The 10,432-nt window shown below is 70.4% G+C and carries 11 protein-coding genes; 5 read left to right on the top strand and 6 right to left on the bottom strand.

What is annotated here, in order from left to right; genetic code table 11:
• Position 1 precedes the first annotated feature (1 nt).
• Positions 2-820 (bottom strand): ABC transporter permease, encoded by an 819-nt coding sequence (locus ACIBG4_RS33150; RefSeq protein ID WP_397205381.1) that lies wholly within the window; start codon positions 818-820, stop codon positions 2-4.
• A complete protein-coding gene (locus ACIBG4_RS33145; protein ID WP_310713291.1) occupies positions 810-1,640 on the bottom strand; it encodes an ABC transporter ATP-binding protein in 831 nt (276 codons plus the stop codon). Before ACIBG4_RS33145 ends, ACIBG4_RS33150 begins: the two co-directional genes overlap by 11 nt.
• A gap of 185 nt (positions 1,641-1,825) precedes the next feature.
• Here ACIBG4_RS33145 and ACIBG4_RS33140 point away from each other — a divergent pair, with 185 nt between their 5' ends.
• From ACIBG4_RS33140 to ACIBG4_RS33130, 3 genes are all read left to right on the top strand, one after another.
• Complete coding sequence (locus ACIBG4_RS33140) at positions 1,826-2,491, top strand: phosphotransferase (RefSeq protein WP_310713293.1); 666 nt, start codon at positions 1,826-1,828, stop codon at positions 2,489-2,491.
• A gap of 48 nt (positions 2,492-2,539) precedes the next feature.
• A complete protein-coding gene (locus ACIBG4_RS33135; protein ID WP_310713295.1) occupies positions 2,540-2,968 on the top strand; it encodes a DUF1707 domain-containing protein in 429 nt (142 codons plus the stop codon).
• 375 nt (positions 2,969-3,343) lie between these two features.
• Complete coding sequence (locus tag ACIBG4_RS33130) at positions 3,344-4,522, top strand: acyltransferase family protein (RefSeq protein WP_397205378.1); 1,179 nt, start codon at positions 3,344-3,346, stop codon at positions 4,520-4,522.
• A gap of 24 nt (positions 4,523-4,546) precedes the next feature.
• Here the strand turns inward: ACIBG4_RS33130 and ACIBG4_RS33125 are convergent, their stop codons facing one another.
• From ACIBG4_RS33125 to ACIBG4_RS33115, 3 genes are all read right to left on the bottom strand, one after another.
• The gene (locus ACIBG4_RS33125; protein WP_397205376.1) at positions 4,547-4,900 is read right to left on the bottom strand and encodes an ester cyclase; all 354 of its coding nucleotides are present in this window, start codon (positions 4,898-4,900) and stop codon (positions 4,547-4,549) included.
• Positions 4,901-4,940: 40 nt separating this feature from the next.
• A complete protein-coding gene (locus ACIBG4_RS33120) occupies positions 4,941-5,375 on the bottom strand; it encodes a MarR family winged helix-turn-helix transcriptional regulator (RefSeq protein ID WP_397205374.1) in 435 nt (144 codons plus the stop codon).
• Between the two features lie 112 nt (positions 5,376-5,487).
• Positions 5,488-6,219: a helix-turn-helix domain-containing protein gene (locus ACIBG4_RS33115; protein WP_397205372.1), complete on the bottom strand. Its 732-nt coding sequence runs from the start codon at positions 6,217-6,219 to the stop codon at positions 5,488-5,490.
• A 291-nt stretch (positions 6,220-6,510) separates the two neighbouring features.
• Between ACIBG4_RS33115 and ACIBG4_RS33110 the strand changes: the two genes are divergently transcribed.
• The gene (locus tag ACIBG4_RS33110) at positions 6,511-7,743 is read left to right on the top strand and encodes a serine hydrolase domain-containing protein (protein WP_397205370.1); all 1,233 of its coding nucleotides are present in this window, start codon (positions 6,511-6,513) and stop codon (positions 7,741-7,743) included.
• Between the two features lie 216 nt (positions 7,744-7,959).
• Here the strand turns inward: ACIBG4_RS33110 and ACIBG4_RS33105 are convergent, their stop codons facing one another.
• Positions 7,960-8,676, bottom strand: a complete 717-nt coding sequence (locus tag ACIBG4_RS33105) for a FadR/GntR family transcriptional regulator (RefSeq protein WP_397205368.1) — start codon at positions 8,674-8,676, stop codon at positions 7,960-7,962.
• A gap of 142 nt (positions 8,677-8,818) precedes the next feature.
• On the opposite strand from ACIBG4_RS33105, the gene ACIBG4_RS33100 reads away from it, so the two are divergent.
• Positions 8,819-10,426 (top strand): ABC transporter substrate-binding protein, encoded by a 1,608-nt coding sequence (locus ACIBG4_RS33100; protein WP_397205366.1) that lies wholly within the window; start codon positions 8,819-8,821, stop codon positions 10,424-10,426.
• Positions 10,427-10,432: the final 6 nt, after the last annotated feature.

Here is a 10,432-nt window from a genome sequence, read left to right as displayed (position 1 = left end):
GTCACATGGGCCCGCCGCGGCCCCAGCCGCGAGCGAGCCGGCGGGCGGCGAACGCGCCGGCGACCAGGCCGACCACCAGCAGGACACCGGCGGACGGCAGCGCGCCCGCCACGTCGCCGCGGACGGCGGCCTGCATCATGCTCAGCGCCCAGTAGCCGGGTGAGACGTGGGCGGCGATCTGAGCCCACTCGGGCATGAGGCTCAGCGGTACGAGCGCCCCGCCCAGTGAGCTGAGCGTCAGCGCGCCCACGTCCGAGATCACGCTCAGCTCGCCGTGGCTGCGCACCACGGCGGCCAGGGCCGCGCCGATCGCCAGCAGCGCGAACGCCCACACCATGATGGCGAGCAGGACGTACACCGGGTTGGGCGGCACGGGCAGGCCGATGACGAGGCAGCCGTAGACGAGCAGGATCGTCTGCTGGACGACCATCACCACGAACAGCGGCAGCGTCTTGCCGACGACCAGCTCCGCGGCCGGCGCCCTGCTGACACGCAGCCGGTCCCAGGTGCGCCAGGTGCGCTCCGACAGGATCGAGTTGCCGACCAGGGAGATGGCGAACACCGAGAACATCACCATCAGGCCCGTCGCGACCTGCGTGGCGCCGCCGTCCACGGCCCGCACGTACAGGGGCTTCAGCACCAGCATCAGCACCATGGGCATGAGGACGTAGCTGATCATCTGCCCGGGGTCGCGCAGGCGCAGGATGGTGTTGTGCCGGGCCAGCGCGCCGATCCGGTACGCGGAGTCGAGCAGGCGGGACGTGCGGGCCGGGGCGCCGGTCCGGCGGGTGGAGTCGCGGGGCGCGGAGTCAAGGAGCATCGTGGACCGCCAGGGAGCGATAGAGGTCGTCCAGGGACGGGTTGCGCACGTCCACCGCGCTGATCGGGCGGTCGATGCGGCGCAGCAGGTCGATCAGGGTGACAGTGGGCTCCGAGGTGGAGACGCTGACCTCCTCCTCGTTGGAGAGGGTCACGCGCACCTCGCCCGGCAGGTCCCTCAGCAGCTCCTCGGACGTGCCCCGGGCGATGACCCGGCCGCCGCGCGCCACCGCGATCGTGGCCCGCATCTCGGTCAGCTCGGGCAGGTAGTGGGTGGTGTAGACGACGGCCGCGCCCTCGCCCGCGCGCTGCTTGACCACGTCGAGCATCGCCTGCCGGGTCTCCAGGTCGGCGCCCGCGGTCGGCTCGTCGAGCAGCAGCAGGGCCGGCCGGTGGACGAGCGCGCTGGCCGCCTGGGTCCGGCGCTGCTGACCGCCGGAGAGCTTGCCGGCCCGCCGGTCCATGATGCCGCCGAGGCGCAGCACGGTGCTCATGTCCTCGACGGCGTCGCGCAGCGCGACCCGCCGCAGGCCGGCGAGCCTGCCGTACAGCTCCAGGTGCTCGCGGACGGTGGCCGACGGGTAGAGGGCGATGTGCTGGGGCGCGACGCCCACCTCGCCACGGGTGGCCGAGGGCGGCCTGCCGTCGATGGTCACATGACCGCCGTCGGGGCGGATCAGGTACGACACGATCTCGACGAAGGTCGACTTCCCCGCGCCGTTGTGTCCGACGAGCCCGACGATCTCGCCGGCGGCCACGCTCAGACTGAACCCGTCCAGGGCCTGGATGGTGCCGTACCGTTTGACGAGATCGGTTGCCACCAGCAACGTGTCACCTCCTCAGCCAACCCACAATTGATGGAGTTAGGCGGATAAGTGCGGCAAACCTATGTTCCCTTGCACGATAGCGATGAATATCACGACGCCTGGTGGCCAGTAATGACCGGCAAAACCGGCCAATTACAAGATGCTTCGTGTATTCCATTTGACCGTCTAATCTGACTGATATGCACGTAGGCTCGTTGATCGCGGCCGGCTACGACTGCGACATCTTCCAGGCGGGGCCCGGTAAGATCATCCGGCGCGCCCGCGAGGGCCGCAGCCTCGAACGCGAGGCCTCGGTCATGCGGCACGCCTGGCGCAACGGGTTCCCCGTGCCCCGGGTCTTCGACGCCGAGGGGTCGGACATCCTCATGGAGCACGTCGAGGGGACGAGCATGCGGCAGGAGGCGGCCGAGCGGCCGGAGCGGATGCCCGCCCACGGGCGTCTCCTCGGCGACCTGCTGCGCGCGCTCGCCGCCGTGCGCGCCCCCGGCTGGCTCCAGGCCGCCGACGGCTGCCCCGGCAACCGGCTGCTCCATCTCGACCTGCACCCGGCCAACGTCCTGCTCACCGCCGACGGGCCCCGGGTCATCGACTGGGCCAACGCCGCGCGCGGCGCCCCCGGCGCGGACACCGCCTGCACCTGGCTCATCCTGGCCGCCGCGCCGGTGGGCGATCCGGCCGTGGAGGCGGGGCGGGAGGGGCTGCTGGAGGGCTTCCGCGACGGCGCGGACACCGAGGCCGCGCGGCCGTACCTGAGAGTGATGGGCGAGCGGCGCGGCGCGGACGGCAACGTCACGGCGGAGGAGCGGGCGGCGATCGACCGCTTCCTGGCCCGCGAGGCCCCCTGAGGCGAGTGGACGGGCAGCACGACAGGCGACACCCGGGAAGGCAGGCAGATGGACGAGCGGCGCGAGGTACGGGCCTCCGACGGTGACCGGGAGGCGGCCGCCGAGCGGCTGCGGGTGGCCGTGGAGGAGGGCTGCCTCGACTTCGGCGAGTTCGACGAGCGGGTCGGGCTCGCCTACCAGTCGGTGACGCGCCGCGACCTGGCGGAGCTGGTCGCCGACCTCCCGGACCCCGGCCTGCCCGCCCCGGACCCCGCGAGCCCCCCGCCTGGACGGCCCTCCTTACCCGGCTGGCTCAAGGTGGCGTGGGCCGTCTGGGGCGTGGCCCTGGTCGTGAGCGTCGCGAGCTGGGTGGTGGAGGCGCTGTCGGATCCCTGCCCGGTGGAGTTCTCGCCCGGCGGCCTGGCGGGGCCGGGAGTCGTCCTGCTCGTCCTGACGGTGGTCCTGCGCCGCCGCTCCGCGCCCCCGTCGGCGGGCTGACCCGTGGACCCACGACCCGTGAACCCACGACCCGTGAACCAACGACCCTCGGACCCACGGCCCTCCGACCCACGTCCTGCTCCGGGACGGGGCCGGGCCCGCACGGACCAGGCTCCGCAGTCCCGTCCCGCCCGCGCCACGCGCCCCGAGCCCGCTCCCCGCCCGAAGCCCGCACCCCGCCCGGCCCCCGCACCCCGCCCCGCGTCGTCCTCGCGCCCTCCACGCGGAGAAGGGCGATCGTCAGGAGCGGAACGCCCGGGAGGGAAGCGCCCCGAGGCCCCGCGCCCCTTCGAGGGCCGGCCTCCGCAAGAGGGGAGTGCCGGAGAGGAGCGGGTCCCCGATCGGACGGGGGGAGCCGGGGGAGGCCCCGGGCGGGTGGCTGAGCTGGACTTCGTGCGGGTGCTCGTGGTGGCCGGCCTCGTGCTGTTCCATTCGTCCCTGGTCTTCGACGTCAACGACGACTTTTACGTGAAAAATGCGGAAACCACCGGCATAACGACAATCTTCGCCGGTTTCGGCGTTTTATGGGCCATGCCGCTGCTGTTTCTCATCGCCGGCTTCGGCGCCTGGCACTCGCTCCGCCGGCGCGGCCCCGGCGGGTTCGCCCTGGAGCGGCTGCGCCGCATCGGCGTCCCGCTCGTGTTCGGCACGGCCATGCTCGTGCCGGTGCCGCAGTGGCTGCGGCTGCGCGCCGACCCCGCCTACCACGAGTCGTACCTGGCCTTCCTGCCACGCTTCTTCGACATCCGGGTGGAGCCGTGGGAGTTCCCGTTCGTGCTGCAGGGCGACAGCTTCGAGACGGGTCACCTGTGGTTCCTCCTCCTGCTGCTCGCGTTCGCGCTCATGCTGGCGCCCGTGGTGCGCTGGTTCCCCGTCGCGGGCGCCCGCGCGCTGGGCGGCGGGCTCGCGGCGCTGGCGCGGCGGCCGGGCGCGGCGCTGCTGCCGGCCCTGCCGCTGGCCCTGGTCAGCGCGGTGCTGGGGCTGGAGGAGGAGTACGCCGGCTGGAGCCGCTGGGCGTACCTGCTGTTCTTCGTCTACGGGCTGGTGCTCGCCTCCGACGGGCGGCTTCGGGACGCGCTGCGCCGCGACAGGCGCGCGGCCGTGGTGGGCGGCCTGCTGCTGCCGGCGGTGGGCCTGCCGTTGTTCCTGGTCGCGGAGGGTGACGCGTTCACGGAGCTGACTCCGATGGCGATGACGGCGCGCGCCCTGTACGGGGCGGCGGGCTGGTGCTGGCTGGTGGTGATCATGTCACTCCTCCAGCGCCGCCGCCCGGCGTCCGGGAACGGGACGTCCGGTGGCGGGTCCGGGCGGCGGCTGTACGCCTACCTGTCGGAGGGGGTGCTTCCCCTGTACGTGCTGCACCAGCCGATCGTGGTCGTGGTGGCCTTCTGGGTGGTGCGCTGGCCGGTGCCGGGGCCGGTCAAGTTCGTGGCCATCGTGGCGATGTCGCTGGTGCTGATCCTGGCCGCGTACGACCTGCTGGTGCGGCGCACGGCGGTGACGCGCTTCCTGTTCGGCATGCGCCCCGCCCACCGCGGAGAGACCCCGTCATAGGACCGTCCGGCCCCGCGCGGCGGGTCACTCGGGGCGGCGCAGGGTGGACATGCCCCAGAGCTCGGCGATGCGCCCGTCCCGTACGCGGAAGATCTCCAGCATCGCGGGCGGCGGCTGCCCGTCGTCGTCCGTGACGCCGTGCAGCGTCGTGCGCACGGCCGCCCGGTCGCCGTCCACGAGCATGTCCTCGACCACGACCCGCATGCCGGGGAACGTGGCGTGCATCCCGGACCAGGCCCGCTTGACGCTCTCGACGCCGACGGTGCCCATCGGGTGGCTGACGAAGTCCGCCGCGAAGATGGCGTCGGCGGCGCCCACGTCGCGGGTGTTGAACGCCTCGTACATCCGCCGCCCGAGGGCGCGCACGTCGTCCGTCATCTGATCCACTCCTGTCGTGATGGGCCGGGAACCGAGGGCGTCACCGGCTCGCCCGAACGTTGGCGCGCAGCCGCGCCAGGACGCCGAGCACCGTCTGCTGGTCCTGGGGAGGAACGCCGTCCAGCAGCCGCGTCTGGTAGAGCCGGTGAGCGCTCGCCAGCTCGGCGGCCGCCTCCTCACCCGCGGGGGTCAGGCGGGCGAGGGTGTAGCGGTTGTCGGAGGGGTCGAGGCGGCGGCTGACCATCCCCTCCGCCTCGAACTCCTTGACCAGCCGCGTCACGCTCGCCCCGTCGAGGGAGAGGATCCGCCGCAGGTCGCTGTGGCTCGTCTCACCGTGGCTCCACAGCCGCGTCAGCAGCTGGACCCGCGGCCGGCTCATGCCGACGTGACCGGCGAACGCCTCCCGGACCTCCGCGTAGGTGCCGGTCAGCTCCTGGAAGAACACGTCCTCCGGAGTGTCCTCGCTGTCCGCCATCGGCTGCCCGCCTTCTCTTGATGTTGCCAACCATTGTCGACGTCAAGGGTTGGCATGTCAAAGACCCGGCGCCGGGTGGTGCGCGGGGGCGCCTTGTGAGCGAAAGGGCAAGCTAACGCTCCGTCGATCGCCTCGACATGAAATCGTGCCGCCACTGCTCGGCGGCCTGGACCAGGCTCTGGCTGACGTGCTCGAAGAACTGGCTCATGTCCTGCAACCGGGCGCCGGCAGGGGTGGTGGCGTCCAGAATCTCGGCTCCGTCACGGGCGAGACCGGCGATTGTGGCGTTCTGCCGGGCGCTGACCAGCCAGGCTCGGTACCAGACGTCGGGGTCGATGACGTACCGGTCGCGCCGCCGCCGGGGATCGCGTTCACGCCGGATCAGCTCATGCTGTTCGAGCTCGCCGATGGCCTTGGAGATGGACGCCGGGCTGACCTGGAGACGCTGGGCGAGTTCGGCGGCGGTGAGGCTGCCGCTGTCGGTGGTGTACAGGCAGGTGAGTACCCGGGCGGTCATGCGCGGCAGCCCTGTCGTGATCATCACTGCGGTCAATCGTTCCTCCAGGGCGTGAACCGCTTGGGGGTCTCGCCCGGGTGCGCCGGTGGCAGCCGGCGGCGCCGGAGCCGGGGCGGGGGCCTGCTTACGGCGGCGAGCCCGGCCTTCGGTTGCCTGATGTGCCCGGTCGGCCTGGTAACCGTCGGCTCCACCGTTGCGGGTCACCTCCCGGGTGATGGTGGAGATCGGTCGTTGCAGGTGCTTGGCGATCTCGGTGTAGGTGAGTCCTTCGGCCAGCCCCGTGGCGATGTGCCGGCGGTCCTGGTGAGTCAGCCTGCCTCCCGGCATTGGGCGTGCCTCCTGTCGCTGTGCCATGCCCAGCCCGCTCGGATGTGTCCGCGGACAGTGGACAGTATTGCGTTCGTCGACATCTCATTGCAAGTCGGTTCATCCAACTTGCATTCGTTGGCATGCTCATTGCAAGTTAACAGTGAGATGACCTGGCAAAACGCGATATTTCCTGGATTTGAGTTGCCGAATTTCTGAATGCAAGCTAGCTTTTGATCTGCGCCGAATGAGTACTATCGCGATCGAAGCGATCAGTTTCGCGCTGACGTCCCCCGCCTGGAAGGAATCGACATGACCAGATCTCTCCCCTCAACCGCAGGGCTGCTCATCACCGCCGTGACGTTGGCGGGGGCCGCGACGGCGGCTCCCGCGGCATCTGCCGCCGCGGCGGACACCCCCGATCACGCCCGGGTCCAGAAGGCGCTCGACCGGGCCGTGGCCGACGGCGGTGTGCCCGGAATGGTCGCCGAGGTTCGCGACAGTCGTGGGCGGTGGGTCGGCCTGGCAGGGGTGGCCGACACCCGGACCGGCCGCGAGCGCCGGCCGCACGAGCGGTTCCGTATCGGCAGCGCCGCCAAGCCGTTCACGGCCACCGTGGTCCTGCAGCTGGCGGCCGAAGGGAAGCTGAGCCTCGACGACACCGTGGACAAGTGGCTGCCCGGCCTGGTCAAGGGCAACAACAACGACGGCGGCACGATCACCATCAGGCATCTGCTCAACCACACCAGCGGGATCTTCAACTACGGCAACGACAAGGAGGAGTTCGCCAAGTTCTCCGGCCCCGCGTGGCTCGAGCACCGCTACGACACCTACACGCCCGAGCAGCTCGTGAACATCGGCCTGCGCAATCCGCGCTCCTTCGAAGCGCCGGGTGACGGCTTCGTGTACTCCAACACCGGCTACATCATCGCCGGGATGATCGTCGAGAAGGTGACCGGCAAGACGCTCGCCGGCGAGATCGAGCGGCGGATCGTCCGCCCGCTGGGCCTGACGGGGACGTACCTGCCGGGCAAGGAGACGAAGATCCGCGGACCGCACCCACGGCACTACTCGACGTTGTTCGCCGCCGAGACCGACGCCAAGGTCTACGACGTGACCGACCAGAGCGCCACCACCGGCTGGGCGGCCGGCGGCGTGGTCTCCACGGTCGGCGATCTCCAGCGATTCAGCAGCGCGCTGCTGCGCGGCAAGCTTCTTCCGCCCGCTCAGCAGCGGGAGATGTTCACCATGGTCAAGACCGGGGTCAAGATGCCGGACGGCACCTGGAAGGACACGTGGATCCCCGGCACCACGTACGGTACCGGCGTCTTCTCGTGGGAACTGTCATGCGGTGTGAAGGTATGGGGCATCGGCGGCGCCATCACCGGTGGGTTCACCTTCGCGATGGGCACCCGGGACGCCGAGCGCGTGATCGCCATCAACATGAACATCGACCAGTACGGCCAGAACAACTCGCTCGACATCTCCAAGACCGTGTTGCAGGCCGAGTTCTGCCCATCCGGTTCCCGGACGCCGAGCAAGTGACGGCGGGGACGGGCGCCGCTTCCGCACCGGGGAAGCCGCGCCCATCCCGCCACCGTTCCGCTCCTTCCTGGCTGTACGCCCGAACCGAACGCCCGAAGACTTGATCCCGCGGGGGCCGGCGCCTCGCCCGAGAGGTTGCCCGGCCCCCGTGAGGGGATCGCCTTCGCGTGGAGATACGGCCCTGCTCGCGTTTCGGCTCAATCCCGTAGCCAGTGATCAGAGAGGGCGCGGTCCGAGACGCTCCAGGCGGTTGCGGACGCCCTCGAAGTGCGCCTCGACCGCCGCCGTGGCCGCCGCCCGGTCGCCCGCCGTGACCGCCGCCAGGATGTCGCGGTGCCGCCTGGCCACGTCCGCCGGCGCCTCGTCCGGCGTGCCGATCTCGTCGCGGAGCTGGTGGTAGACGTCCCAGAACGCCCCGAGGAGCTGGCTCACCAGCGGGTTGCCGAGCGGGCGGTAGAGCAGGTCGTGGAAGAGCCGGTCCGTCTCGGGAGGGACCGCGCCGACCTGGGCCTCGGCCTCCATCCGGGCCATCACCTCGGTCACCGGAGCGAGGTCGGCGTCGTCGCCGAGGTCGATGAGGCGCACCACCAGGCCGCTCTCCAGGACCTCCCGGATCTCGGTCAGGTGGCCGAGATGGTTGCGGCCGTCCTGGAGCGTGATGCGGCTGTGGAAGGCCAGCTCGTCGACCAGGCCGGCCAGCGACATACGCCCGACGAACATCCCGAACCCGTGGCGGATCTCCACGATCCCGACCGCCTGGAGGGCCTTCAGCGCCTCCCGGACGGAGTTACGGCTGATGTCCAGCTCCTCCATCAGCTCCGACTCGGTCGGCAGCGGGTCGCCCGCGACCAGCCCGCGCCTGAGAATCAGGTCCTTGACGCCCTCTTGGGCCTCCACGGCCCGGCTGAGCCGGGAGCGCGGGACAGTCGTCATGAAGAATCCCTCTCTGGTAGGCGCTTAGGTAACATTCCGGAAATCTCCTGTTGACCTCAAGCGCTCCCCGCCTCTAGCGTCCACGTTACGCACAACATAGGACATGGGATGTCCCACGTTCTACCCCCTTCAGGAGGCATCCGTGAGCTCTGACCTCAGCCGCCGCGACTTCCTGCGTTACAGCGGGGCAACGGGGGCGGCGGCGTTCATCGCGGCCACCCTCACCGCCTGCTCGGGAGGCCCCGCCTCCACGGGCTCGGTCGGGGCCGGCTCGAACAAGGACCTCATCACCGCCGTCATCGGGTACGGCAACGACCAGAGCTGGGACCCCACCCAGACGGCCTCGGCCTTCGCCATGGCCGGCATCACGCACATCTACGAGGGCCTGCTCGACACCGACCCGATCACCCGCGAGCCGTACCCGGCGCTGGCGACCGCGCTGCCGTCGGACCTGAACGCGACGACCTGGACGTTCACCTTGCGCGAGGGCGCAAAGTGGCACGACGGGCAGCCTGTCACCGCCGACGACGTCGTCTTCACCTACCAGCGGGTCCTCGATCCGGAGGCCAACGTCCTCGTCGGCAACTTCTTCCGTTCCTGGCTCCAGGAGGTCAAGAAGGTCGACGACCGGACCGTGGAGCTGGTCTTCAAGTTCCCCTTCCCCGACGCCGCGCCCCGGCTCACGATCGCCAAGATCATGCCCAAGCACGTCTTCGGCCAGCCGGGCGCCTGGGACGCCGCCAAGGGCGGCAAGGCCGTCGGCTCGGGACCGTACAAACTGACCGCGCACAACCCCAAATCCAACACCACCTTCGAGGCGTTCGATGGCTACAACGGGCCCCGCCCGGCCGCGGCCAAGAAGATGAACTGGCTGAGCATCGTGGACGCCTCCGCCCGGGTCGCCAAGATCTCCGGCTCGTCCGCCGAGGCGCAGATCGCCGACAACATCCCGTACGCCAACGTGGACCAGCTCAAGCAGCAGGGACTCACGGTCGAGGGCGGCGCCGGCATGAACCACCTGTTCCTCATGTTCAACACCGGCGCGAAGCCGTTCGACGACGTCCGCGTCCGCCAGGCCCTGCACTACGCGATCGACAAGAAGAAGCTCATCGACGTGGCGCTCAAGGGCCACGGCACCGCCTCCAGCTCGTTCCTCAACGAGGGCCACCCCGACCACAAGCGCGCCGCGGTCGTCTACGACTACGACCCCGACAAGGCCAAGGCGCTGCTCAAGGAGGCCGGGGTGAGCGGCCTGACGGTCAATCTCATGTCGGTGAACGTGAGCTGGCTCGTGGACTGCCTGCCCACCATCGCCGCCTCCTGGGAGGCCATCGGCGTCAAGACCACGCTGGAGCCGCAGGACACGGCCGCGCTGTTCGCCAAGATGGACCAGTTCCAGGACTACCAGGTGGTCGCCGCCGCCTCGAACCCCAACCAGTTCGGCATGGACGCCGACCTGATCATGCGCTACAACTACGTCTCCGGCGGCCTGTGGATGAAGTACAGCCACTTCGAGGGCAGCAAGGACGCCAAGGCGCTGTTCGCCATGATGGACGAGGCCACCAAGCAGCCCGACAAGACGAAGAAGGCCGAGCTGCTGCACAAGTACCTCGACCTGATCGCCGAGCAGGCCGTCGTCTACCCGGTCGTGCACACCGAGCTGATGACCGCCTGGGACCCGAAGAAGCTGTCCGGCGTGCGCGCGCAGCCGTACCCGGGCATCAACGTGCTCCAGACCAAGCGCGTCTGAGCCGCC

It is taken from the genome of Nonomuraea sp. NPDC050383 (assembly GCF_044459125.1).
GTDB lineage: Bacteria > Actinomycetota > Actinomycetes > Streptosporangiales > Streptosporangiaceae > Nonomuraea.
This window is presented reverse-complemented; position numbering and strand designations above follow the sequence as displayed.

Excerpts from the sequence above, each read along its gene's own strand:
- ACIBG4_RS33150 (WP_397205381.1), bottom strand. The coding sequence starts at position 820 with ATGCTCCTTGACTCCGCGCCCCGCGACTCCACCCGCCGGACCGGCGCC.
- ACIBG4_RS33140 (WP_310713293.1), top strand. The coding sequence starts at position 1,826 with ATGCACGTAGGCTCGTTGATCGCGGCCGGCTACGACTGCGACATCTTC.
- ACIBG4_RS33135 (WP_310713295.1), top strand. The coding sequence starts at position 2,540 with ATGGACGAGCGGCGCGAGGTACGGGCCTCCGACGGTGACCGGGAGGCG.
- ACIBG4_RS33125 (WP_397205376.1), bottom strand. The coding sequence starts at position 4,900 with ATGACGGACGACGTGCGCGCCCTCGGGCGGCGGATGTACGAGGCGTTC.
- ACIBG4_RS33120 (WP_397205374.1), bottom strand. The coding sequence starts at position 5,375 with ATGGCGGACAGCGAGGACACTCCGGAGGACGTGTTCTTCCAGGAGCTG.
- ACIBG4_RS33115 (WP_397205372.1), bottom strand. The coding sequence starts at position 6,219 with ATGCCGGGAGGCAGGCTGACTCACCAGGACCGCCGGCACATCGCCACG.
- ACIBG4_RS33110 (WP_397205370.1), top strand. The coding sequence starts at position 6,511 with ATGACCAGATCTCTCCCCTCAACCGCAGGGCTGCTCATCACCGCCGTG.
- ACIBG4_RS33105 (WP_397205368.1), bottom strand. The coding sequence starts at position 8,676 with ATGACGACTGTCCCGCGCTCCCGGCTCAGCCGGGCCGTGGAGGCCCAA.